26 protein-coding genes and 1 pseudogene are annotated in these 24,085 nt (G+C 46.0%); 9 read left to right on the forward strand and 18 right to left on the reverse strand.

What is annotated here, in order from left to right; translation table 11 throughout:
* Window positions 1-56: 56 nt before the first annotated feature.
* The 8 genes from QUA62_RS26710 to QUA62_RS26745 all read right to left on the reverse strand — a co-directional run bounded on the left by QUA62_RS26710 (window position 57) and on the right by QUA62_RS26745 (window position 4,867).
* Entirely contained in the window at window positions 57-356 is a 300-nt protein-coding gene (locus QUA62_RS26710; RefSeq protein WP_333407823.1) for a hypothetical protein, read from the reverse strand.
* Window positions 346-1,896, reverse strand: coding sequence for a hypothetical protein (locus tag QUA62_RS26715; RefSeq protein WP_333407825.1), 1,551 nt, complete (start codon window positions 1,894-1,896; stop codon window positions 346-348). Before QUA62_RS26715 ends, QUA62_RS26710 begins: the two co-directional genes overlap by 11 nt.
* Entirely contained in the window at window positions 1,886-2,350 is a 465-nt protein-coding gene (locus tag QUA62_RS26720) for a hypothetical protein (protein WP_333407827.1), read from the reverse strand. The genes QUA62_RS26715 and QUA62_RS26720 overlap by 11 nt, the downstream gene beginning before the upstream one ends.
* Window positions 2,351-2,390: 40 nt before the next feature.
* Window positions 2,391-3,053 carry a hypothetical protein gene (locus QUA62_RS26725; protein WP_333407829.1) on the reverse strand — a complete coding sequence of 221 codons (663 nt, stop codon included), beginning with the start codon at window positions 3,051-3,053 and terminating at the stop codon, window positions 2,391-2,393.
* A gap of 60 nt (window positions 3,054-3,113) precedes the next feature.
* Entirely contained in the window at window positions 3,114-3,392 is a 279-nt protein-coding gene (locus tag QUA62_RS26730; RefSeq protein WP_333407831.1) for a hypothetical protein, read from the reverse strand.
* Window positions 3,389-3,565, reverse strand: a complete 177-nt coding sequence (locus tag QUA62_RS26735; protein ID WP_333407833.1) for a hypothetical protein — start codon at window positions 3,563-3,565, stop codon at window positions 3,389-3,391. Before QUA62_RS26735 ends, QUA62_RS26730 begins: the two co-directional genes overlap by 4 nt.
* An 81-nt stretch (window positions 3,566-3,646) precedes the next feature.
* A complete protein-coding gene (locus QUA62_RS26740; RefSeq protein ID WP_333407835.1) occupies window positions 3,647-3,883 on the reverse strand; it encodes a hypothetical protein in 237 nt (78 codons plus the stop codon).
* Complete coding sequence (locus tag QUA62_RS26745; protein WP_333407837.1) at window positions 3,884-4,867, reverse strand: ParM/StbA family protein; 984 nt, start codon at window positions 4,865-4,867, stop codon at window positions 3,884-3,886.
* A gap of 221 nt (window positions 4,868-5,088) precedes the next feature.
* Here QUA62_RS26745 and QUA62_RS26750 point away from each other — a divergent pair, with 221 nt between their 5' ends.
* From QUA62_RS26750 to QUA62_RS26770, 5 genes are all read left to right on the forward strand, one after another.
* On the forward strand, window positions 5,089-5,298 hold the full coding sequence (locus QUA62_RS26750; protein ID WP_333407839.1) for a plasmid partition protein ParG: 210 nt from the start codon (window positions 5,089-5,091) through the stop codon (window positions 5,296-5,298).
* A 450-nt stretch (window positions 5,299-5,748) separates the two neighbouring features.
* Complete coding sequence (locus QUA62_RS26755; RefSeq protein ID WP_333407841.1) at window positions 5,749-5,931, forward strand: hypothetical protein; 183 nt, start codon at window positions 5,749-5,751, stop codon at window positions 5,929-5,931.
* A 193-nt stretch (window positions 5,932-6,124) separates the two neighbouring features.
* The gene (locus QUA62_RS26760) at window positions 6,125-9,133 is read left to right on the forward strand and encodes a DUF3854 domain-containing protein (protein WP_333407843.1); all 3,009 of its coding nucleotides are present in this window, start codon (window positions 6,125-6,127) and stop codon (window positions 9,131-9,133) included.
* 327 nt (window positions 9,134-9,460) lie between these two features.
* On the forward strand, window positions 9,461-9,781 hold the full coding sequence (locus QUA62_RS26765; protein ID WP_333407845.1) for a hypothetical protein: 321 nt from the start codon (window positions 9,461-9,463) through the stop codon (window positions 9,779-9,781).
* 6 nt (window positions 9,782-9,787) lie between these two features.
* Entirely contained in the window at window positions 9,788-10,039 is a 252-nt protein-coding gene (locus QUA62_RS26770) for a hypothetical protein (RefSeq protein ID WP_333407846.1), read from the forward strand.
* A gap of 322 nt (window positions 10,040-10,361) precedes the next feature.
* Here the strand turns inward: QUA62_RS26770 and QUA62_RS26775 are convergent, their stop codons facing one another.
* The 6 genes from QUA62_RS26775 to QUA62_RS26800 form a co-directional block, all read right to left on the reverse strand.
* The gene (locus tag QUA62_RS26775) at window positions 10,362-11,063 is read right to left on the reverse strand and encodes a hypothetical protein (protein WP_333407848.1); all 702 of its coding nucleotides are present in this window, start codon (window positions 11,061-11,063) and stop codon (window positions 10,362-10,364) included.
* A 388-nt stretch (window positions 11,064-11,451) separates the two neighbouring features.
* On the reverse strand, window positions 11,452-12,447 hold the full coding sequence (locus QUA62_RS26780; protein WP_333407850.1) for a tyrosine-type recombinase/integrase: 996 nt from the start codon (window positions 12,445-12,447) through the stop codon (window positions 11,452-11,454).
* Window positions 12,448-13,449: 1,002 nt separating this feature from the next.
* A complete protein-coding gene (locus QUA62_RS26785) occupies window positions 13,450-14,094 on the reverse strand; it encodes a tyrosine-type recombinase/integrase (RefSeq protein ID WP_333407852.1) in 645 nt (214 codons plus the stop codon).
* Window positions 14,095-14,263: 169 nt separating this feature from the next.
* Window positions 14,264-14,602: a hypothetical protein gene (locus QUA62_RS26790; RefSeq protein WP_333407854.1), complete on the reverse strand. Its 339-nt coding sequence runs from the start codon at window positions 14,600-14,602 to the stop codon at window positions 14,264-14,266.
* Between the two features lie 385 nt (window positions 14,603-14,987).
* The gene (locus QUA62_RS26795; RefSeq protein ID WP_333407856.1) at window positions 14,988-15,833 is read right to left on the reverse strand and encodes a hypothetical protein; all 846 of its coding nucleotides are present in this window, start codon (window positions 15,831-15,833) and stop codon (window positions 14,988-14,990) included.
* A 536-nt stretch (window positions 15,834-16,369) separates the two neighbouring features.
* Complete coding sequence (locus tag QUA62_RS26800; RefSeq protein WP_333407858.1) at window positions 16,370-16,999, reverse strand: hypothetical protein; 630 nt, start codon at window positions 16,997-16,999, stop codon at window positions 16,370-16,372.
* A gap of 407 nt (window positions 17,000-17,406) precedes the next feature.
* Here QUA62_RS26800 and QUA62_RS26805 point away from each other — a divergent pair, with 407 nt between their 5' ends.
* Entirely contained in the window at window positions 17,407-18,126 is a 720-nt protein-coding gene (locus tag QUA62_RS26805) for a leucine-rich repeat domain-containing protein (RefSeq protein WP_333407860.1), read from the forward strand.
* Window positions 18,127-18,842: 716 nt separating this feature from the next.
* Here the strand turns inward: QUA62_RS26805 and QUA62_RS26810 are convergent.
* The 3 genes from QUA62_RS26810 to QUA62_RS26820 form a co-directional block, all read right to left on the reverse strand.
* A complete protein-coding gene (locus tag QUA62_RS26810; RefSeq protein ID WP_333407862.1) occupies window positions 18,843-20,129 on the reverse strand; it encodes an acyltransferase in 1,287 nt (428 codons plus the stop codon).
* A 602-nt stretch (window positions 20,130-20,731) separates the two neighbouring features.
* Window positions 20,732-21,637, reverse strand: a complete 906-nt coding sequence (locus QUA62_RS26815; RefSeq protein ID WP_333407864.1) for a hypothetical protein — start codon at window positions 21,635-21,637, stop codon at window positions 20,732-20,734.
* Window positions 21,638-21,679: 42 nt separating this feature from the next.
* Window positions 21,680-22,270 carry a hypothetical protein gene (locus tag QUA62_RS26820; RefSeq protein WP_333407866.1) on the reverse strand — a complete coding sequence of 197 codons (591 nt, stop codon included), beginning with the start codon at window positions 22,268-22,270 and terminating at the stop codon, window positions 21,680-21,682.
* Between the two features lie 241 nt (window positions 22,271-22,511).
* Here QUA62_RS26820 and QUA62_RS26825 point away from each other — a divergent pair, with 241 nt between their 5' ends.
* The 3 genes from QUA62_RS26825 to QUA62_RS26835 are packed head-to-tail and all read left to right on the forward strand — an operon-like array spanning window position 22,512 to window position 23,525.
* The gene (locus QUA62_RS26825; RefSeq protein ID WP_333407868.1) at window positions 22,512-22,856 is read left to right on the forward strand and encodes a hypothetical protein; all 345 of its coding nucleotides are present in this window, start codon (window positions 22,512-22,514) and stop codon (window positions 22,854-22,856) included.
* A 56-nt stretch (window positions 22,857-22,912) separates the two neighbouring features.
* Window positions 22,913-23,323, forward strand: a complete 411-nt coding sequence (locus tag QUA62_RS26830; protein WP_333407870.1) for a hypothetical protein — start codon at window positions 22,913-22,915, stop codon at window positions 23,321-23,323.
* A complete protein-coding gene (locus tag QUA62_RS26835; protein WP_333407872.1) occupies window positions 23,316-23,525 on the forward strand; it encodes an ECs_2282 family putative zinc-binding protein in 210 nt (69 codons plus the stop codon). The genes QUA62_RS26830 and QUA62_RS26835 overlap by 8 nt, the downstream gene beginning before the upstream one ends.
* 321 nt (window positions 23,526-23,846) lie before the next feature.
* Here the strand turns inward: QUA62_RS26835 and QUA62_RS26840 are convergent.
* Window positions 23,847-24,085 (reverse strand): annotated as a pseudogene (locus tag QUA62_RS26840) (hypothetical protein); the annotation flags it as partial.

Here is a 24,085-nt window from a genome sequence, read left to right on the forward strand (position 1 = left end):
TCAGTTGACGTGCCATAACTTATCACCTCTAAACAGTATCTTTATTCTATGCAACTTCATGTAAAATTGGTATAAGCATTGAATTGTGGGCGTGATACCTTTGCCAGTTTGCCTTGTTGCGACGCCTGCCACAGTCGATCAACAGTCAATGATTGGCGCTTCAGAATCCGGACAATTCCTAGCAGTTCAGCAGTCGGCAAGGTGGCATAAATTGCAATATTATCGCCCGGTTTTAGGCAAGTTCCAAAACTTCCTTTTCTGAGTTCGATCGTCTTGGGATTGTGGCTGAGGAAGAAGGAAGAAGCCCAGCGCGGGTGTACTGAGATTAGGTAAGTGTGGGTTAAGTTAATTTGCATTGCCTTCTTCCCCTTCTGCCAGCAATTCCTTGTACTCGGAAACAGCCGTTTCGTAGGCTTTAGTTTTGCCCGGTCGAGCGTTCCACAGCATCCAGATAATCTCTGTCTGCGTGTGTTTCATTTCATTTTTCAGCTTCAGGATTAGCTCGATCGCCCTTGCTCGGTCAAGTTTCAGTGCTGTGAAATAAACAGCGTCAGAATCGCTGGACTCGTTATCGCGCGGTTGTTTCACGTTTTGAAACTCGTCCGAAACGGTTTCGGGTTCGGTTTCAGGTTTGCCCAAGTCGAACTCCAGCTTAAAAACGCGGTTGAGGTAATCAGTAGTAGATTCTGCTGCGTTAATCTGCGAGGTTAGTTCGGATTTGTTCAGCGTTGGATGCTTTGTTAACTTGACCAATGTGCGATCGGATAAAGGCTGTCCCGGCAGCTTAATTTTTGCCTCAAAACGGGGTGTAGCCCTGCCTGTTTCTTCATCCTTATTCCCTAAAATTTCCACCTCTAACAAAGCTTCATCCCGCAAAGATGCGAACCTTTTGGCGTTGGCTAATCCTGCCAGAGTCCGCGTGTGGCTGATGATTAGCCCGAACATCTCAACCTTGCGGATATCTGTGACTAATTGCTCAAAGAAATCTGTAGAATTGGGGCATTTTGTACCCCACCGAGTGAACTCATCACAAACGAATGTTAAAGGCTGAAACTTGGGACTAGGCGTAGTTTGCACAATCTTGTACCGCTTGGCTACTTCATCCGCAAACCAGGCAAGCTTTTTGTCAATCCCCGCATAGTCCATCCCGCCGCCGATGACCTCGCACCCTTGCCAAGCGCCATAGGCAGCATGAGGGTCAAGTACGATTACGCGATGCCCTGCTGCAAGACGCTTCCCTACTTCCTGTTCACCGAAGTAAGTTTTGCCACAACCCGGTGCACCGTAAACAAGCACGGCTGGATACCAGATGAGCTTGGGAATCTTGGGCCCGTCTGTTTGTTCTGGCAGTTCGGGTGTAGTTGCTACTGAATCCACTTTGTCTCCTGGATTGCTGATGGATTCCAGCGTCGCCGTGCCAGTCAGCAGAGGTTGCTGGCTATTTGGGCTGATGCCCAAGCTCTCACAGTACGCTTGCTCAATCTCCCCCTCAAAGGCTACCTCATCCGCTTCTAGAAGCTTCTTATACTTCATCTGAGATTGAGCCATTGAGTAGGCAGATTCGGCGGCAAACCCGAACTCATAAGCCTTATTCTGATACTGTTTAATCCGCTGTCTAATGGGCTCCTGTTCCCCTTCTTCGCGGGCAATCAGCATCACTACCACCATGCCACCAGTAGCTAATAGAGAAAGCAGAATTTTGACACCACCATAACCGCGCTGGATGCCTTTAAATTCGGCTTTAGCAGGCACGAGCCACGCGGGGCGAGACTCTATTCTGTTGCCGATTCGATACTCGATTTGGTCATTGAAGGGGAGGGAAGCTGCACCCGCGAAGCCTGCAATTCCCAGCCCTAACAGTGTCGAGACAATTGCTTGATTTTTATTAGCTAGCATTGTGTAATTTGCTCCAAACTTGAGTAACAACGAACGAACCGCAGATGATTAGTAAAGCAGCGGTAAAAAGTAACAATTGACTGTTAGCTGTAACCCAAGCAAGCCACGCATCCCAATTAGCAGCGAGTAAGGCAGTTCCGACCGCAATTAGGATTAGTTGCGATCGAAGTTTTGCCGCGCCTTCAGATGAGAAACTGTACACTGCCAGCCCTAAGCCGACAGCAGGAATGAGTATCACAGCGCTAGGAATTAATGCCGGAATTGCCCGCACGATAAGGGATGCAGACAAACCCGCACCGAAGTAGCTGCCGAATTCTCCCCAGTTTCCGGTCAGGTTCCAGAAGCGCTCGATGTTGGTAACTGCGGGTGCTTGGGCGGTGTTTTCTTGCTCGAACTGTTGGGGAGTTGGTGAGGCGAGATAATCAAATTCGGAAGCATCAAATTCTGAGTACATAAAAAAATAGCGGGCCATTTAGACCCGCTGCGAGTGTGTGCTAGTTTCTGCCAGTGAAGAAGCCGAATAGACCGTCTAAAAAGCCTTTAGAGTTGCCCCCTGGGTTCGCAGGCTTCCCGCCGGAATTGCTTGTTACTGCGGGGATGGGGTCAAAGTCTTTCGCGTTGATGTAGTTGTTGAAGTTCGCCCGCTTTTGCTGCATGGCGATCGCCTGCTGCGGGGATGCCTGAATTGCTTTTAAGCTTTGCTGAAAGCCATTAACCTGAATCTGACCCTTGGCTGTGTGGTTGGCTTTGATGAGCAATAAACGCTGGCGAAAATCTGCATTTTGTAGAGTCTGGGTTGATGCACCTTGCACTTTTACCAGACCTAATTCGTGCTGCAATTGCTGGCTTAAATTAACGATGTGCTGGTCATGTTTCGCACCAGCAACAATTGCTTTTGAGACGTACTTATCAATCTGTGCTTTATCGGTCAGTCCGTTCTCGATTGCCTCAAGAGTCAAGCGCTCTAGTTCAACCTTGTTGGCTCTGATTTTGGCATCGTGGCGATTGTAGGCAGTCCGCAACTGTTTTTGAAGGTCAAGCACTTTTGCTTGGCGGGCTGCTTCATGCACCATCTCCGGTGTGAGGGTGCCAGAGTGATATCCGAATTCGCGGGCTACATGACCCGCTCCTGATGTTTGAGCTACTCGAAATTGCATTACAATGCTCCTAGATGAGTCCCCCAGCGCAAGCTAGGGGAGGATTTACGGTCAGCCGAGTTACTTTGCACGAGAGGTCGGCTGACTTGATTTTTGGTACTGGTAGCCAAGTACAAAGTTGTCTACAGCTTCGCGCTGTTCAGGGGACAGAGAGCCGTTCGGGTTCAGATCAGCGAACATATCGAGATAGCTTGCTAAACGCCACCGGGAATCGTCGCCATACTGCGGGATACGGGCGATTTGGCGATCGATGTAATCCGGTTCAACTACCGCGTCGCTTTCGTCGTCATCCCAAAAATCAGAAAGGTCGATCGGAGTCAGGTCATCATCAGTAATCATTTTTTGCCCCTCAGATTAATTAATTCTTGCGCTTGCTCAATGCACTGTTGTCGAGCCTCCTCACGCTCTCCATCCTCATAAACAGTTCCGAGTAGTTTTCCGCGTTCGCCCTCAACCCATCCATGGGATCTTTTAGGTGTTGTGTGGAGGTGCAAGTCGGTAACATCATTCATGGGGATTACTTCGTCACGCTCCCCGAAAACAATCTCAGGGATAATTTCATTCTGTAATCTTCTGAAAAAATCAAGCACGGGCTAAAACTCCATCGGTGTAAAGGTTTCGGGTGCGATCGAGGTTTGCGCGATCGGCTGGGGATTGAGCGGCGCGGCCTGCGGGCAATTGGCAATCTCCCAAGTATTTAAAAGGTGCTTGCCGTACCGGGAAAGCAAGATGCCGATCAGTGTGCTGTAGTCGCTGGCTCCGGTGGCGGCGAGTAGTTCATCTGCCAGCGGTACGAATTTACTAGGCATTACAGCGCGGGTCTGTGCCATTTAGTTACTCTCCTTGTTAAGTCCGTAAAGATTGAAAAATTGAGGCCGAGGTGCGACTTTGAACCGACCTTTGCTGGCTTCACACATTGGCTGCAATAAACTGGCAGAACCACCGATGACGATCAACTCTCCAAGCGAAGGCAAGTATTTCGCCCAGTTTGCTTTGAGCTTTGCCCTGATATCGGCTGTCCAAGAATCCCGGACGGCTACGAATTCGCGGCTGAAATCAATTTCAGTGTTGCCATAGGTAAGGTTGCCGGAGGCGATCGCATCCATGAGCATCCCGGCATCGGCAGTCGTGCCGACTTTAGGAAGGATGGCAGCAGCTAAACGTTGAGCGAGGTGCGAGGTTCCCGGTAGCACTATGTCAGCGTCCCGGAGCAATGCACCGCCCGGTGCGAACAGTCGGGCGATCGCAGTTCCGCCGCCGATGTCTAAAATGCCGTTGGGGTTTTGGGGATACCTGAACATCTGCCGACCCAGTGCCAAATCATAAGCGCCCCGGCATTCGTCAACCGCCACCACCGATCGAACTGTGGTTAGGCAGTCGTGGCCATTGACAGAGAATTCGATCGTCGTTTCAAGTTCTTTGAGTTTGGCGATCGTCCCCTGGTTGCGACTGTCGGGAGTTGGGATGACCAACTTTTCGATCCGTTGGGGACTATCTGAGGCAAGCGCGGGAAGGACTAGCAGATGAGCTAAGTCAGCCTTACCGCCCTCGAATGCTGGCAGCCCGCCCATTAGTTGTGCCAGTCTGCCGACCAAGAAGCGACGGCCATCGAACCCGATTTCGTAGCTCTGACCGTCGCTTCCGCCCTCTTCCCAGTCCGCCAACTCCTTCACATAGGAAGGGATGCAGCGGACAGATTGACCGTCGATCCACTTCACAAATCTGTTACCGGGGTCAACAGCCAGCACGGGACGCACTACGGCGTGATGTGGCTGGATTGAGCCAAGCGTGGTTTGTCTGTATTCAGTTTGCATGGTTCGGTTTTGCCTCGTGGCGTATGGGTTTGAGTCGCTTTTAGAGTTACTTTCGGGGCAACCTCGCGGGGATGTACGGCTAGCCGTTTTATGCTCCGAGTTGGCTTTGTTGCGTCTATAAGTGTTACTATAGCACAATGACAGAATGACACAATGACAATCTCGAATAAAAGGATAGATAGCAATGCGACAATAAAGAAAAAAGTCGTGAGAGTTCGTTTGTGACTGAAATTGAAACCGAAAGACCCGTATTTATCCGAGGGCGCGTCCCTGAGTCCGTGAGAGCACGTTTCAAAGCGGCGTGTGCCTTACGGGGTCAAGATATGGGCGAGGTACTAGGGGAATTGATTATGAAGTGGCTAGAGGAACATGAACCCGCCCCCATGTTGACAACCAAAGCCAAGCGCGGCAAAAGTGCAGACAAGGGATGATGAGCCGATCGCCCGTGCCGACTGTGGCGACTGTGGCGATCTGCGGGCTGGGGTGCGGGGAGTTGTGGGCGATCGACTACCTATTAAATAGATCGTTTGCGGTTATCTGTGGGAGTAAAAATACTACTTTAAATAAAGTGGTAAACCACCGATGCCTATTGGTTTCTCGCTCCAATTCTCTGGTATTTTTTGTAGATTATAGAGCTGTAAAAATACACCATATCTCTAAAAAATCAATAGGCGATCGGCTGATGTATATCATCGTTTATCTACGCGGGTAGCTAATTTTTTAGGGAAGGGTGCAGAAGGCTGTTCGATCGAGGCAGCAAAGAGTTCGCTAATTTCAGGTCGAAGCACTATATGTAGTGCCACTGGTCAAAATTACAGCAAAACTTGCAATATGAACGCGACTTACTGTAGATTATTGATAGATGGAGAGAGGGAGAAATAATGCAAGTAGATTTGAATGTAAAAAGGATAACAATGTATCTCACCGAAGCTGAATATGAATCAATAATCAGCAAGGCTGAGAAGCTCGATTTATCAGCTTCAAAATTTACGAAGCAAGCCGTAAAAACTTACACTAAGCACTTAGAAAAGCATCTCAATGATGCCGAACCTATTGCCGTGTAAGCCTTGTAGCCGTTATTTCCACACTTTAAGACAAAAAAAAATCGCTGCACCTTTAAGAGAGGCACAGCAAAACAAAATTAAAATAGTAGTTCCATCATAACGCAAACCGTTGACATCTGGAATAGATGACCAACAAAGCTTAGCCTCTCTAACATAGTGCAGCGGGTCAAAAACCTACGGAGAATTGCCCGCCATGCCTACTAATATATCAAATCCAGACGGATTTAGTCAAGATTCGACAAGTTTAGATAAGTTCGCACCAGAGCCTCTCGGCTTCGATGTAGCCGAGAGCGATCAGGGTGCTGAACTAATAGCCACTTCTGATCAATCCCTCCCACAGACCGATACCGCGCAATCTACGCCGGAGCATCAAGCCCACATCGCAGAGAGTAAATCATTAGCCTGTCATCATTCTCGAATTCAACCCAAACATCTAAAAGAATGGGTTGAGGATTCAGGTGTTAGTCCAGGGATAACAAATCTCTGCTTGAGCAGCTTGGATAACAGATCGGTAGTTGCCAAAAAAATTGGCTGGAAGAAATACCCAACCACTTTTTCTTTAGGCTGGTTTGTCTCTGGGCTTGACCTAACCACAATGCAGCCTCAAGAGTTCGGTCAATACAAACCTGATATAGCCATCCAATTTCCAGAAAAAGAGAAACCCACAAAATACTTATCTGACAAGGGGCATCCCTACGATGCGATCGCATTACCGCACCCAGATAAAGATTATTGGCAACGGGTTCTAGATAACGTGTCTATCATTGTTGACCTTGACGAAGGGACTAAGAAGTCAGGGGCGGGGATGACTTGTGGACTCCCTTCCCTAGCGCTTTGCGGTGTAGCCATGTGGCAGATAAAGGGTGAGCTTGTGCCGAACCTAGCGGCGGTTGCGGTTCCGGGGCGTACAATTCGCATCCGGTTTGACATGGACGTGCTAACCAAAAAAGAAGTAAGACTTGAGGTTAAAAAGCTTGTCAAAGCGCTGGGAGAACAAGGCTGTAACGTTTTGGTTTCGATGTGGGATAAGGAGCTAGGCTTAAAAATTGACGACGTGCTAGTAAAACACGGCCCGGAGATGGTAAAAAAAATCATGAGCGAAGCCCAACCTTATCCCCAGTGGCTCAAGAGTCTGGAGGCTCAAATGAGAGAGCCGATCGCAACTGAGGGCGAAAAGAAGAAAAAGAAAGAGCTACCGCCGCCCAGTGCCGTTGCTGAAGAGTTAGCCGAAAGCTACCGGGATAAATTGGCGTGGGAGTCAGAATACCAACTCTGGCGGCACTACGGCGCAAAGCATGATGGCTTGTGGGATGTCGAAACGAATGAAACTGTTAAAGGTTTAATCCACGCCCACTTGCGCTCCAAAGATTTACCGGGATTCAATGCCGGCTATGTCAGCTCGATCACAACTATCCTGCAATCTGATTTAGAAGTTACCAACTGGAACGAGCAAGAGGGCTTAATTCCTCTGCGGGATGGCGTCCTCAATCAAAAAACTAAAGAATTGAAACCGCACGCGCCCGGTTATCGGTTTACTTGGCAATCACCTTTTAAATGGGCTGACCGCTCTGTCGCCTGCGAACCGATTGAAGAATTCTTGCTCAAAATTACAGGCAGCCAAGATATCGCAGATGTGCTGCTGGCATTTCTCGCAGCAGTCGTTACCCGCCGATCGAACTTACAGCGATATTTAGAACTCAAAGGTGGCGGCGGTACGGGTAAATCTACATTTATGGCACTGGCACGGGCGCTGATGGGCGATGACAATACCGTATCAAGCCAACTCAAGCACCTTGAAAACAACCAATTTGAGACGGCTAAATTTTACGGCAAAAGTTTAGCGCTGTTTCCCGACTCCGAGCGGTGGCAAGGTGAAGTATCGGTACTCAAGCAGCTAACAGGTCAAGACCCCATACGCTACGAACGCAAGGGAGTGCAGCAGTGTAAAGACTTCATCTTTAAGGGGATGGTGATACTGTCCGCCAATGAAGCGCCAGAAAGCCGGGATTTGACCAGCGGCCAAGAGCGACGCAAATTGACGATCGAACTCGACATCAAAGTGCCGGAATATGCCGACCGGGACTTAATTGAAGAATTCAAACCTTTCCTACCAGGACTTTTAAAGCGCGTCCTTGACATCCCGCCCGAAGAAATAACCCGACTTATCAAACATACCGACCGGGAAGTGCCAGCATTGGCGGCGGTCAAGTGGAAGCAACTTTGCGAAACTAATCCGATCGCCGGATGGTTGGAAGAGAAAGCCATTATCAACTCCGACGCCAAAGGTTACATAGGGTTGGGAGATATTGACCAAGCAGGTCGCTGGCTGTACGCCAATTTCTGCAAATATCAGCAGGACAACGGACACAAAAACAGTGTCAGCATGAAACGATTTTCTCTCAACCTGCGGGACTTGCTCAAGAATCAGATGAAGGTTGCGATCACCGAAGGGCGCGATCGGGAAGGCAGTTATCTTTATGGTGTAGGGCTTCGCTGTCAGCTAGATCCATCGGGTGAACTGTATCCTTGCCCCGTCACTAAAAAACCATTCTGTGATGGATTTGTGACGGATTGTGACGGGTCTGTGACGGGTGAAAGCCTTACAGATGTCGGATTTGACGGATATGCTGGATTTTCTCAAAATTCAAATGACACGGAAAATTCTGAAATAAAAAATCCACCAGAGGCGCAAAAAAATCAATCTTCTCCGGCGGATAGTGGCAAAAATCCATCAAATCCATCACATCCAGCACCCGTAAAGGTTCCAGCCGTCACAAACCCGTCACAGACGGCTGAAAATCCATCACAATCCCCGCCAACCCCCGCCACCCCCCCATCACCTGAAGTGGCGGCGGCTCAAGAATTTGCAGAACAAATCAGGAAGGCGATCGCAACTCTTGACCGCTCGCTTGCCATCAAGATTTGGAATGCACTTGCGGGCAAGACAAAAACAGAATTGAGGGATGCGGTTAAAAACTGCTTAGCTACCAGCGAGAACAACAACTTTAAACTTTTGGCTAAGGCTGGCTTTATCAAGGGTACGAAGGTCAAATATGTTGGCACTCGATTCTCTGAGCAATATCAGGGTGTAGTGCTAAGGGTTTCTAGTATGGATGAATGTTTCGAGATTTCTTGCCTCAAGCCGGACGGCTCTGGATACACAACCAGACTGAAGCCGGAGGAATTGGAAGCCATCGGCTAAAATCTCCAATCGCAAATTCTGCAATATCAGGGTGAGGCCTGCGACTGGCAAACCTCACCCTGCACCCGCTCGCCCCTTGCCCGCGACTTTGCCCCAGCCATCGATGAGGCGATCGAGCTTATTTAAGAAAACTTAAGAAAAACTTCAGTGGGCCTTTACTTTAATTAAGTAATGCCCCCCTATCGCCCGCCGTACCGTCGTCGGATATTTAAGGAAATTTAAGGATATTTTTTTGATATCCCAGCAAAACGGCAGAAACCTTTACACAGTATAGGTTTTAGCGCTTTTTTGTGGTACAATTAAAGGTAAAATATTGCACTTAAAAAGATGAGCAATTCTGAATTTGTAAATGTGCGCGGGCAAAATTTGATGGCCAGTAGCGTGTGGGCCGGCGGGCAAGAATTCCTTATTATTGCGATTCCGAGCGATCGGCAAGATAGCGCCACGGCTGAAATTTACGCCCAGCAAAATATAGAGATTGTACCAGGGCTGAAAATCCAGAACAAAAAATCGGGAAAAGAGTTCGAGATATTATCTAAGCCCAGCGGCTTTATGAAACACATAAAGATTAAGGAAACTCGCCGGAACATAATTCCAGAGCCAATCACAGAGGATGAGCTACGCCAGAATTACCGTTTTATGGGCTGATAAAAGATGGGTAGGAAAAGCAAGAAAAAAGCCCTAAATCGCGTTGAAAAAAAGCACTGGACAAAGGCGGCTACCGCGCTATGGGATTTGGCGGCCAACAGAAGGATACCCGATGCTATTAGGCTTCTTTTCGAGATGATCGGCTTGCGCGTCGTTTTGGCGCTGCTGGCCCGGAAGGCTGGGGGGGATGAATCAGTAGATGCAGAAGCTGTGAAAAAGATTGCAGGGGCGATCGAGCGTACCCAAGTCCGGGGCTAGGGCCGATCGCAATTAATACAGTCTCTCAGGGGGTGCATTGACTGTATTAATTGCAGAATTAAATCCTTATAACGACTACGAATTCCCCCCTGACGGGGTGACAAGCAAGTTGAAAGACATATTAGACAAGGGTTCGAGTTGATCTGCCTCAAAAAAGATATGTGCGTGCGATCGTGACTTTTTCGGGGGTAGATAACGGAGAATAAGGAGTGGTGGCGATCGCTACTATCATAATTGTCAATAAGCCCAGGAATAATCGCTGATATCTTTTTGAAGGTTCAGGAGCCTTAACGCTTTGCCCATAAAGGTTTCAGCCGCGTTGTCACCCGTCAGAATTCCCCCACGTATCCACATGTTCTGCGCCGACCGGCATATAAATCCCAGCACTTGTTCCTGTTTGAGAGAAAAAAGGTACCCCACTGCTTAGCTCAAAAGTGCTACCGAGAGCCCAGGCCCCATTGCTTGAATTGGCCCCACTAAATTCAAGCTCTACCTCTTGACTCCGCTGAATCGCGATCGAGAGTCCGGGGAATCCGTTGAATTGGAAAGATGGCTTAGGAGGAGGGAGGATAATAATTTCAGAAATAGGATGAAGCTCGGAGTACGCTCCAATTAGGGAGTCGTTGCCATTGCCAGTGTCAATTATCGTAGAAGAGTTAACCTCGGAGTAATCCCCAATTAGGATATCGTTGCCCACCTCACTCCCAGTGTCGTTGCCATTGCCAGTGTTAATTGCAGCGTAAAGATTAGCCTCGGCGTAATCCCCAATTGGGATATCTTGTTTCTCGCCTGTCTCGGAAAAAGTGTTCGCTGCCACGGTGAGGATGCCGTTACTCCCATTAAAATACTCATTTGGTTCATCCTGTGAAGGAACAACGGCATTTCTCAAAGAGCCGGGCCCGGAGTCACTGGTATTTGTGACCGTAATAGTTCTGCTAGTTTCGCCGACAACTGAACTCGCCCCCAGCGAAATTTCTTCTGTCGTAGAGTCGGACTCAGAGTCATGGTTACTGCTCTGCAGCACAATAGTCCTCTTACTTTTTGGCGTCGGCATTGCTTATTTCTCCTAATTACTTGTAATTTTGTGTTTCAACTGAGTTAAAGCGTCCCTCAGATCAAAAACATTTGTGTTAGTTCTGAGGTGCTGATTGACTGCTTCTTACTCCGAGCGAGAGTTCGCAGGGGAAGTCTCGTCTCTATAAATCGATTAAAAGGTGCCTCTGACTGAGATCGAGACTGAGAACGTACTGATTTGTGACCGACTTTCAAGTGACTGGCTTTGGTAAAAGCAGTCTAGTTCTCTCAGAAAACGCCCGTATCCTGATTTAAAGCCACACTTTGGCAACCGTCGATCGAACTGCTTGGACTGCTCTAGGGGTGAGCAGCTTGCTAGCCCCTTTGTTGATCGCCCCTCAAAACATCTCATCAAGCAACTCAGTAACGTCTCGCTGGTCGCGGCCACGATTATCGTCATACACCATCAAGGTGTTTAGATTCTTGTGCCTGCTGAGTTTCTGAACTTTCCGCACATCCCCGTCTGTTGCATCCAGCGCCGCCGTAATGGCGCTGTGCCTGATGCGGTGAGGAGACATCTGTTTGCTGATGCCAGCACTTTCGCTGTGCCGGACAATAATCCTGCGGAGCCCGTCGCCTGTCAGCCGATGACCTGTATTAGCAAAATCGAGAGCCGTAAACAGTGGGGCATCTTGAGAGGAATTGCCGCCCCTAGCTTCGAGCCAGTCGGCGATCGCCTGAACAGTCGCAGAACCCAAATCGATCGTCTCAGCTTGCGTCCCGCGTCCCTTGCCAAAAATCCGCAAAGTCTTACCGGCGGGGTCAAAGTCGCGAATGTTCAACTGACTAATCTCATTTCGTCTCAAAGCATTGCCCCACAACAGCCGAAGCAAAGCATAATCACGCTTGCCAGACAAAGTTGCCCGGTCGCACTGCTGCAAAATTCGCTCAAAAGTTGGTCGGTCAACCCCAGTCGTATCCCGGTAGCTGGTAACTTTCTCTCCCTTAATATCCCCTAGCGTATAGTGACACGCACCGAGCTTGCGGCCCATTTCCACCAGACTTTTGACCGCCGCCAGTCGCCGATTAACAGTCGCTTCCTTAAGTCCTTTGTCGATCAGTTTGGCTTTGTATTTCAACACCACGGCCACGGCCTGACGTTCTTCCAGGTGCAGGAATTCCAAAACATTATCAGGGACAGCCGCCGTCCCCGTCATAGTTACTAAAAAATCATTCACGTCCCGCTCATAGGCGCGGCGGGTATTTTCGGAGCGCTTGTCGGCAAGTAATTGTTTGAGCACGTCGGGGTCAGTGTCTACAGTATCGAAATATCTCTCAATTTTGGCATCGAGAGAAGCTTCGAGGGCGGTGATGGAAAAGTCAGTTTGGCTCATGATTGCGGTCTTGATAATATCAAATTTTAGTAGCTGTTTAAAGCTAAGTTGCTTATCTGAAGCATGAATAGTTTCTGGTTTAACACAAAACATTGTTCTAATAAGTAAACTTAAATAAATATCAAATTCACTTACCAAAGAAATAATAAAATTTCTTTTTATAACTGGGGAAGCTATGCTATATTGGAGTGCTTTTTTACCTAATACCTGAAAATCTACTAATTTCTCATAAGGCATTTGCAGAGAAATTTTTAGTTCTGTTTCAGTTTGTTCTTGGCTCAAAAATGGCGATGTAAAACCAATAAATTCTTGGTCTGCATTTTTCTTGTTTAGTTCAATTATATTCGCAATTAACTGAAAGCTAAATCTTAAACTTTCAATTCGAGTAATAAATCTATTTATTATTGTTGAAAATTACTACTTATCATCATTCCTCACTTTATAGTAAAACTCTCTACCATTCTAGCAAGTTAAGCCGTAGGTAAGTAGGTAAGCAAAAACGCATCGCTATGCGTTTTTGGTAGGGGCGAGGCAGAGTTGCGATCTCTTTCTCCTGGTTTGGTTATTCTGGATACGCTCGCCATTTACCAAAGTTTCAGGGGTGTTGTCGCCCAGTTTCCTTACAAAACTTTACATCGTGTCCTATTTTGCCCGTATCTCGGCTTTACCCCTTGACAGGTACGAGTATATTATTAACTAAGGAAATAGTTAATAATAGGCGTTGCTGAATACAAGTAGGAATTCAGATTTCCCAATTGCTATAAGCCTGCTTGAGGGTGAGTTTTGTAACTTCGGATAAAAGTTGATTCATACCGTGAATCAGCAACGCCAAAAATACAATACCTACCCGTAACGCTTTCAAGTTATAAATCAGGATATGAACTTAAGCTGACACAGCTTTTAAAACCGCTACAACTTCATTAAGTCGCCTGCAATAAATTTATAGGTAACTGCTAGGTAACGACTGGTTGCCTAATAGTTACCTAATCGATTATGTAACTGTCAGTCGTCCCAAAACCCATCAAACCGATGCGGTGCTAGCTGGGTGTAGCGGACTGTGTGGTGGATGTTAGCGTGTCCCAGATAATCTTGAATCGCCCTAGTGTCTATCCCTTTAGCCGCCAAATAGTACCCGCAGCCGTGCCGGAGCATATGCGGATGCACCGGGAATTGAAGCTGGGCTCCTTCTCCCGCCTTCTTAATCATTTTCCTAGCCGCGTCTGGAGTCATTGGGCCGCCCCGCTCCGAAACAAACAGGTAGGGCGAGTCGGGAAAATCTCGCTGCAACTGCCTGAGCGATCGCATCTCTTCCCCAGCCAGCGGGTGAACACTCGGCCGCGAACCCTTGAGCCGCCTAACGTGGATGTGAGCAGTCTTGAGATTAATCTGCTGCCAGCGCAAGTTTACCAGCTCCGATATCCGCAGCCCGTGCCGATAGCCCATCAGAATTAGCGTAGAGTCCCGATGTCCCCAGCGCCCTTTCCGAGCCGCCTTAATCATCGCCTCCACCTCATCCTCAAACAAATACTCCCGATCGCGAACTTCCAAGTATGTCCTACTGTTGGAGCTAGTTTTTGGGGGTGGCGAAACAGACTCTCTAACTTTCAGAAGTCGATGGTCACGGCTGGGGAACGGAATGACAGTCATTAGAGCACCTTGCATCAGCCCCAACATTCTAACTATTGGGATGGAAGTTGTTAGAATGTTGGGGTCTTATGTAAGACACAGTTGTAAGACACCATTAGTCACTGTGAAGTTAATACCATTTCCATAAATGGATACTTGCCGTTTTCATAAACGGCAGAATACCTTTAATCTAAGGGTTTCCCCCTAGCACTGCGTCATAAGGTCGCGGTTTTGCGTTTTTACCACCTAGTACAGCATCAGTAGGTTTAGGTTGAGGTTCCTCTTCTGGCAGTGGGTGGGAATAATACAACCATTCTTTCTTACGGTGTCCAGGCCATAAAGGAGAGAAGACTATGTGTTCATTGCGGTACTTCCACCAGCGCTGTCCGTTGGAGTCAATAAAGCTCTGCCCTTCTATCAATTTCCGCAGTTGACCTTGGGTTGCCAACCCACTGCCGATAATTGTCGCCTCGGTTTCTTCTTGTAACCAAGCTTTGAACTTTAAATTTTTTTGAGTGACAAAGGGCATGATGATTTCTCCTTACCATTTTTATAAACGGATGGCAGTGGTCTTTTGGGCGCTAAAAGCCAGTTTTTATTTTGTATCAGATTTTGATACAAAGCGCTGAAACCTATGTACGGTAATAGCTGAAAAAACTATTTTTATGTTGGGAGGTGAGGTCAAAAAAGGCGATCGCCTCCGAGTACAACCCAAGGGGTGCAGGTTACAGGGTGAGGTATATGGGATTGCAGGGTGAGGTTAGGTATTTCTAAGCGCTGTTACCAATACCAACCCCATCGATCAGAAGCGCGACAGCTTCTTCATCAGGATATAGCTGTATCCTGAGCCATGACCTAAATTGCTACCAGTTGCCTCAAATATCTATGTAAACCTATCTTTGACCGTTAGTTATCTACCAATCCACTGTGTCACGCGGTTCAAGCTTAGAAACATCCTTATTAATTTCTACCGCCGGAGAATTCGGGTCAATTAATCCATGATGCTTGGCTGCGTCTTCCCAACTATTTGGATACATTATTTTCAAGAAACGAATATCTACCAATGTAGAAGGCTCGACTTTTGGGGCAATGGCTTCTGGATTAGCCAAAGCCTCCGAGTACATCTCTTTGAATTCCGCCCAATACTCAATTCCATGTTTATTAAGCCAAGCCTTTTTGCTAGCTATCTTGAATGAACACTCTTCAATTTTCTTCAAACAAAACTTTTCAAAACTCTCTCTCTGTTCTTCTGAGAGAGTCTGAAGTAAGTTTGAGTAAGTCTGAATAGTTTGAGACGTTTTAGAACCCTTTCCTGGCAAGACTTTCAGCTTTTTAGAGTCCGATTTTTCGGAGTGAGAGTCCGATTTTTCGGAGTGAGAGTCCGATTTTTCGGAGTGAGAGTCCGATTTTTCGGACTTTCTTGTCGGCGTACAAAAATTGCTAATTTCAACGTCTGCGTGTGTGAAGCTAAACCAACCCATCCTTTCAAATTTGGCGACCGCAGTATAATAGACACTTTTGCTAACTCCAGTCGCAAGTAAAATCTCAGCAACTTTGACTTTGGCAGGTCTGTCGCCAAATCGGTCAAGTTTAAGGAAGTAGAAGAAAAGTTTTGACTCAACCTTGCTCAGACCATGCTCGATAATTTGGTCTGCAACGTCATCTTTAATTTGAATGTAAAGCTGTTTAGGCTCTGGACAGAGGGAGAGATTCGTGCCAGTGCTGGAAATGGAAGCGTCGATCGCAGTACAATATGACATAGATTTGTGCTCGCTCCTAAGCGAGTTGATGTCCGAAAGCCGCCACGACGCATTTTTCAGGTGAAGACGTGGCGGTTTTTGGCGTGTATAGGTGGTTGTAAAAAATTTAAGCACACCAAGGTGGAATCTGCTTTAGGTCAAAGAGAGAATATTGACTTTGCGGTTTCCTTGCTTGGCGCTGTTTATGCCTTACGTTGAATTCTAACGCTGGAGTGAACACATTTTGATGCTTCTACTTACACAGCCTCAATTCTGAAATTGCACACTATATCATAAGTGATGCTTTTTTAGTTGTTATACCGGGTATCACCAGACCCGGTGCCGAGCGCGGCTGGGGGGGGCGGGCCATAGCCCGGCTGCTCCCCCCCAGCCCACGTTCTCATCAATAGTCTATTAAGCGTTTATACTCAGCCTTTGCTGCTGTGTATTTCCGAGTTTCGTGGCAATCTTTTGCTTTCAATTGTAGCACTCGTTTAGCCGATTTCCTTCTTTTAAGCATTCTCCCCTCCATCAATAACTCGTAAAGTTTTGTCTCTTCAGCTTTCGTCGAGCATTTCCAGCAGCGCCTCAACATCTGCTAATTCCGCCTTAGATTTTTTCCGCTTGGCTCGAAGCTTACTCAACATCATTGCCGCGTCAGGTGTTAATTTCTCCGAAAGTGTGGCGGCCGGAGCAGAATTTTGCTTTAGCTCGAAGAGTTGCGCTTCAATTTCCTCCCGATCGCCGCATTCTGTTTCAAGTTGCGATCGCAATTTTGTCACCTCTTCTCTGAGTTTATTGGTGATGTGGGTACTGGATTCTAGCAAAGCATTATATTCAGCCCTGGCGTCTTCCTCTTGTTTGTGTGACTCGGATGCAACTTCTACCATTTCTATAAGCGGTGAAATCTCGCTATCTGGTTGTTGTGGTGTGTTTGCACTATCCACTTTTATCTCAGTTTCTACCGTCTCCATAAACGGTGAAGATTCAGAGCTTACCGTTCCCATAAATGGAATACCACCCTCTGCCATTGCCTCTAAATAATCGTTGCGACTAACTCCAGATTTTGCCGCTACATTTGCCAACCACTGCCAAGCCTCATCCGTGAGATTAACAGAACGAATCTTGCGGGGAGTGTTAGATTTTGGTGCAAACTTGCCTGATGTGTTCCGTGCTTTGTTAGCCATTACCGTTTATATAAATGGTTAATATCTCTATCTAACCATTTCCATAAATGGTTGTCAATGGTTTGGGCAAACCATTTATATAAACTGGTAAAAGCAATAACCATCAAGCAGGACCAAGCGCGTGACACACGGCTTTAGGTGTCCTTGCGGACGGCGTTGCGGCTATTTTTCCGATGGCCGATTTTTTAATTGTGACTACGAAAAAGACAATGGCGACCAGTCGTAAAAATTCCGCTAGAAGTCTAGGCGGGAAAAACCCCATTTTCTAGCTCCCTCCAAAATCTTGTTATAAGCGGGGAAACGCTTTTTTCCCAGCCTAGGACGTGGAAGTGCTACTACTAGGCAGGGAAAACAGTAGGTTAAATTTATTGCCACAATAAATTAAATACTATGTGGAGAGCAAGGGCATGACGCTAGATGAAATAGTGGTGCAAATTGATCAAGCAGTCGAGAAAAAATTGACTGAACTGGATTTGTCGGGACTCGGCTTGGAGGAATTGCCCCCACAGATTGGCAAATGTACGCATTTAACAAATCTCAAACTCAGCGGAAATCAGATTACCAACATCCCAGAGTCGATCGGACAATTGTCCAACCTGAGATGCCTTTACCTTGGATACAATAAAATTACCGACATCCCAGAGTCGATCGAGCAATTGTACAACCTGGAAGTGCTTTACCTTCTGGGCAACGAAATTACCGACATTCCAGAATCACTTGGACAATTGTCCAATCTGAAGATACTTGACCTCAGTGACAATAGGGAAATGACCTACATCCCAGAATCGCTCGGGCAATTATCCAATTTAACTACACTAGACCTTCAGAACAATGAAATTACCGACATTCCAGAATCGCTGGGACAATTGTCGAATCTGACAATACTTAACCTCAGTGGCAACGAAATTACCAACATTCCAGAATCGTTTGGACAGTTGTCCAATCTGACAATACTTAACCTCAGTGATAATAAGATTAACGACATTCCAGAATCGCTGGGACAATTGTCCAATCTAACAATACTTGACCTGAGTCACAATTACATCACCGAAATCCCAGAAGCGCTCCGACAACTGTTTAAATTAAAAAAGCTTAAGCTCAGTGGAAATCACATTACCAAAACCTAGAACTCGAACCAAGTGAACCAGCTACAAATTACCTATGACAGGTTCACTTTTTAAAAATCAGACTGGTTTGCACTTACAAGTGTGACTCAAAACAGTTAGACCGCCATCGCTCCTACCCTTCAAGTGCCAGCGCTGCGACCGTGGCAACTGCTCTGACCGTTTCGATCGTGCGACCCTGCCAGCAAACCTAATCGCATATCCTGACGTAACCACAATGCTTCCACGTCCTAGGCTGAGAAAAATGTAGTCTCGCAAAGAGCCTCTAGACCTCTTGTGTTGTCTGGGGTATTATAGAGAGGTTCCTACTCATTGGGAACACTAATTAAATGAAAGCTCTCTTTGCCAAAAGAAGCGACATAGTTTACTAGCATCTCTTTTTGTAGGGGATATTAGTTGGTGAGAAACTTTCCTTGCCAAAAAAAGCGACACAGCTTACTGGCATCCTCATTTTTTGAGGAAACTAAATTAAAGAGAAAAGCCCGGATAGCCTATGTGGTAGTCCGGGTTTTTCAGTTTTTACTAACGGAAATTCTGGTGATGGTACTATTTCTAGGTCAGAAAAGTACAGTATCCCCGCCTATAACAAGATTTTGGAGTAAGTGGGAAATTACCTTTTCGCTGCCTCCTAGAACGCGCGCACTTCCGCAAGAGGTCTAATGTGGTCTCAAAAAAACTTGACTGTGGTTCCAAACGATTATGATTGCGGTCTACAACAACTAGGAATTAAATAGCAAAGACCACTTTTGAACTAGATATGATTTGAGGTTAAATAGCCAACAACCTAGAGACAAAGTTAGGGAGGAAAAGATTAGAAGAATTATCAAATATAAAAGGCACACTATGAGATAGCTGGCGGTGGAGCTTAAAAATTGCAGTGAAGGCTTAATCAATAAAGTTAGGAAATAGCTTAATACTATGCTGTGGACTAGGTATGCTTCGTAAGTTCCATTACTGATTAAATCAAGCCACGCCTTACTCTTGCTCTTTAACAAACCATCAACTAGAAATACGAGGTTTAGAGAAATAATAAAAACTCCAATGCCTATAAAGGCATCAGAGATAAAGAGACCGACAGGGATATCATGATCTATAAAGCGTATTGCAGTGTACTTCAAAGAAAGAAAAATGCCTAAACATTCTAGGAAAATTCCCAAGATGATTGCCTTAGGTTTTTGAAATATGGTAAACGCATCAACAGAACGTTCATGGGTAAACCAGTGTTTTGCGATTGCCATTCCAAAACAAAACTCAAATAATCTAGTTAAAGCAATTCCTCCAGGGGCAAGTCCTCCATAGCCAAACCCTAAAATTTTATCAAACGCCAGTAAGGAGGTCGTGATAATAATTGCGCTGCTCCCTGTTTTAACCAGTAGGCTAAGAAGTAAAAAGTTTTTTATAGATAGTTTTTTAAGAAAATAGAAGAGGAATGGAAAGAGTAAGTAAAGTTGCAAAAGAATAGGGATGTACCAAGTTGCAGGAATAACATCAAGAAATATAGCACCTTTTACATAGGTTTTAAGTAATCCTAGAAAGCTGTGATACTCAAAGAAGTTTAAGAGAAGATAAATTGCTAAAATGAGCCAATATGATGGATATAACCTGATGAATCTTTTCTTAATAAAACCAAACCAACGGATGCGATCAGTCTTCTTTTCCACAAGAAGTGCGGAGAGGGTTAATCCGAAACCGCTTAGAATGAAAAAAAGATGAACTGCTTGATAACCTAGTCCAAATACAAAGTTAAAAAAGTTAAATAAGAGGTAATCCCCGCTCTTACTAGGAAACAGAAAGAGGCTGTCAAAACCACATCGATACAAAGAGTCACCTTTAATGCCTAGACATTCATGAGCTAGATTGCTCAGGTTTTTAGTAACATTGCTTGCATTAGGTAAAATTCCTCCTACCCACAAGTGGCAGGCAAAAACTCCTAAACAAGCGAATAGGCGCAAATAGTCTAAATAAATAATTTTCTTAGGAGTGGGCAAATTACTAGGCTGTTGCATCAACTTCCTTAATTAACTTTAATAGTAGTGAATCGAATCATTATTAGATTAACCACCCTGTGTAGCCGCTGATACTGTTGGCGAATGTAATACATATTTGTATTTTCACGTATTACGACAGGCTCAAACCTTCAATCTGTAATTGCGGCTTTTAGTTGTAACACTTTTGTTTGTCTGTTTGTAATACTTTCGCCAACAGTATCCATTGCTACTCAAACCCTATCTATAATTCGTTCCAACTTCGCCTCATGCCAAATTTAGCACATATCCTGAGTCTGGGCTTAGAACTGCTACAGCTTCGTTACTCATTACCGTTTCCATAAATGGATAAGATTGAGGCAAACGGTTTATAGAAATGGCTGAACCCCTATCTAACCATTCTATAAACGGATATTTAATGCTAGGCGAGCATAGAAGTATTTTCCCGCCTAAAGCTTCTAACCCTCGCCACTACGTTAGGAAACTCTACTTTCCCAGCCCAGGGCTTGGAACTGCGAAAGCGTGGTGGACAAGTTAAGCTTTATTTGATCGCGCTCTTTAATGCCAGCAACTGTAGAGAGCAGACTTTCAGCTAAGCGGTGGGTAGTTTGCTAGGGGCATTATTAATTTTTGTTATTACTTTCAGTATTAGTAAATGAAGATGGTGCTGGTTTCAAGTCAAAGGTTTCATTAAAAATCTCTTGATATGCTTTGAGAAATTGTTCTGTTTTCCTAAACTCTTTAAAGATTGGCCACTCCCGATAGTGAATCATTGAAATTTTTTCAGGGTTATTTCCAATCAATTTCATCAGTTTATAAGATTCATCATACTCATCTAATAAAATAGATTTGGCTAACTTAAACTCATCGCAACAAGCACTCCAGTCTTGTTGTAATAGAAGGTTGCGGTATTCCTTCGCATCTCCACTCCATTTAAGGCATTGTGCTTTATTTAATAGTAGTAACAGCTTGCTCTGTTGAGAAGACTTTTTTATAATAGGTTCACTTCTTGCAAAATCTAACAGTATATTTGACAGATTATACTCTTCCTCAATAATAAGCTGAAGACATAAATTATTTAGCGTTACATCTGCAATTTCTCGTTCTTCAGGCTTTATCTTCCGCCATATAGTATGAGCTAATTTCACTCCTACTTCAAAGAAACAATAATAGGCTTTATTAAAGTATTCTTCACTAACGTCTAATTGAACGCCAACTTTACAATTTGATAAATTAATTCCATTTTCTGTACATACATTTATATATTGATTTGAAATAATGCCATCACAATGAACAAACAAATTTCTTCTTTCCGTAATTTCAATAAAGTTTTTCCAGGCTGGTATGTCAAAATTCCTAAGACTATTTATGCTTAATCTATTTTCAAGCCATTTAAAATGGTGGGCGGTGGTTTTGTTTTTGGGTAAACTTGTCTTACCTCTACGTCTTACATTGTGACAGTGTGTAAGACGTATGTCAAGAGTAGTTAGACAAATTGTTAGACAAAGGTAAGCCAAGTGTAAGACCATAAGCTCACCCGGTCTTACACTTGGCTTAGTTGTAACTCTGGGTTAGGCTGTGGCGTCCCAGATATCGGCCTCTGTGACGATTTTCTTTAACCTCGCTGCGATGCTTGCCCGCGTCCCTTTCCCGTCGGCTCCTTTGCTCGCAGCTAACTTGCGGATAGACTGGATAGTCATTTTGTTGAGCATTCCCTCGATGTCCGGGGGTGTGGCTTTAGTTGCTGGCTCGATCGGCTCGTCGGTGACTGTGGCGTCTGCGACTTCGACTTCGACATCAATTGCTGGCTCAACATCTCGCGCGGCCGGTGCGGACGGTGCTGTTGGGGCAATCGGCTCCGGCGTAGTCGGCTCAGCGGGTGCGACTGTGGCTGATTCTAGAATGCCGACCCCTACTACCCCAAATTGGGCGTCAACCGCTGTCTTAAATGTGTTGATTTGGCTGGGGTCAACGTGGTGCAACATCATCAACGCTGTATTGACTTGGCTCAATGCCGATTCGCAAGCTTGCTCGACTGAAAGCAATTGTTGGCGGTAGTCTTGGAGCTCACTTAGTTTGGTTTGGAGCGTGGCGATTTGAGACTGAGTATCGGCGATCGAAGCGTCAACTTGGTTGAATTTGGCGGCGAGTACGTTAATCATTGTGGCGTCCTATGTGTTGTGTAGTGGTGGTTGTAGCAATGTGGCGTCTGGGTTTGTCTTACCCTTACGTCTTACATAGTAGCAATCTGTTAGACGGTTGTCAAGCGTTTGTAAGACTAATTTGTTAAACATCAGCAGGGTGTATGACAAACAAACGTATGACATATTTTTGCTTATATGTCCTACAAACAGCGACTGATGTTATACAATAGCGTCATACATATATGACCGAGGTAAGACAATGGCGTCAACATCGTTAACTTTTCGCTGTCCAGATGAAGTGTTGGAGGCGATCGACAATCTAGGGAAAGAGCGTTATCCGGCGGCTAATACTAAGCACGGGTGCGATCGTTCTAAGACGTTGCTCGACATTATGCGGGCGGGCATTGAGGCGCTAAATGATGGCTCGATCGTCCTACCGACACCCGCAGAAAATAGTCAACAACCGTCTAACGTAAGACGAGTTACGTCTAACGTTTTGTCAGACAGTGAACTAGAAGAACGTATTACAGGGATTGTTGAGCGTAAGACAGAACAGGCAAAAGCAGAACTAAGGGCTGAATTGCTGGGGGAGTCCGCAGCCTGACCGATCGCACCCCAGACGAATCGCTCAGGCTGGAATTAGAGGCTAAGAAAAAAGAATTGGGATCAACGACGCGACAACTAAAAGAGCAAGACCGAGAACTGTTGAAGTTTCATGAGCGGGTCGGGGACTTGTGGATTAAAGTACAAAGCTTGAAGGAACAATTAGAGGTAGAGCGCAGTGATCGTAAAGATATTGAGGCGAAGTATTGGGACAAGGTGGAGGCTCTCACAGAATTGCAATTGAGAGCAGTGGAAGCCGATCGAGGTGAAGTGCGATCGACTGTCCCAGAACCGGAACAGCAACCAGCATCCGCAGAACCAGAACAGCAGCCCGCACCCGCGATCGAACTTCCCGACGCAGCCGACACCCTTAAAAAAATAAGGAAAGCTTTGGGCAAGAAATCCACAGCATCGCTCGCAGATGTTGAGAAAATTTTAGAAATTATTGAGGGAGACGGCAATGAATGATGAACCGATTGAATGCCCGAACTGTGGCAGCACCCAACTGACCGTGCTTTCCGTAAGCCACCGCGAAACCTTGGAGGAATTTACCGACTACCGATGTGCGGCCTGCAATCACACTTTTGAGTACATCACCGACCTCGAAGGAGAGGAGCGGGAAGAGATGCGAAACTATGCTGAAATGCAGCAGGAAGAGCGGGGAGAATAGAAGAGTCCTGTGACGACACATCCCAGAGACATTAGGAATGGATACCCGGTTAATACCGGGTTTTTTGGTTTACCCGATCGCCCAACAAAAAAACCCCGGCACAAAGTCGGGGATTCAAAATGAAGGGTAATCGATAATCGGTAATTGGCAACGGGTGTTCCCCAATTACTCACAGTGTAGCGGCTCTGGAGTTTGGGCGATCGGTACAATAGGTTTGTCGTTTCAGCAGCGGCGACACATTCCAAAAAAGAAGCCCCCGGAGATTCCCGGAGGCTTCTTTTTTATTCGAGCTAGTGTCTGTTTACTTCAATCAAATCGCACTTAACACAGTAGCGCTCGCTGTTCATCGCTTAGCCGCTGTAGTTGCTGGGGCGGTTGCCAGCGATGGCCCCAGTTCTGCCGAAGTTTGGAAAGGGCGATCGGACTGGGTAACAGTTGGGCCGCTTCTATCCAAACCCCAATTCCTGATTCCTGTTGGGCATAGTAATACCAATTTAATATGAAGCTGCATAGAATAAAGCTTCCAGAATGAAAGTGTAAGAAGATAGTGAACTGATTTC

This window comes from Microcoleus sp. MON1_C1 (assembly GCF_036701945.1).
Classification (GTDB): Bacteria; Cyanobacteriota; Cyanobacteriia; order Cyanobacteriales; family Microcoleaceae; genus Microcoleus.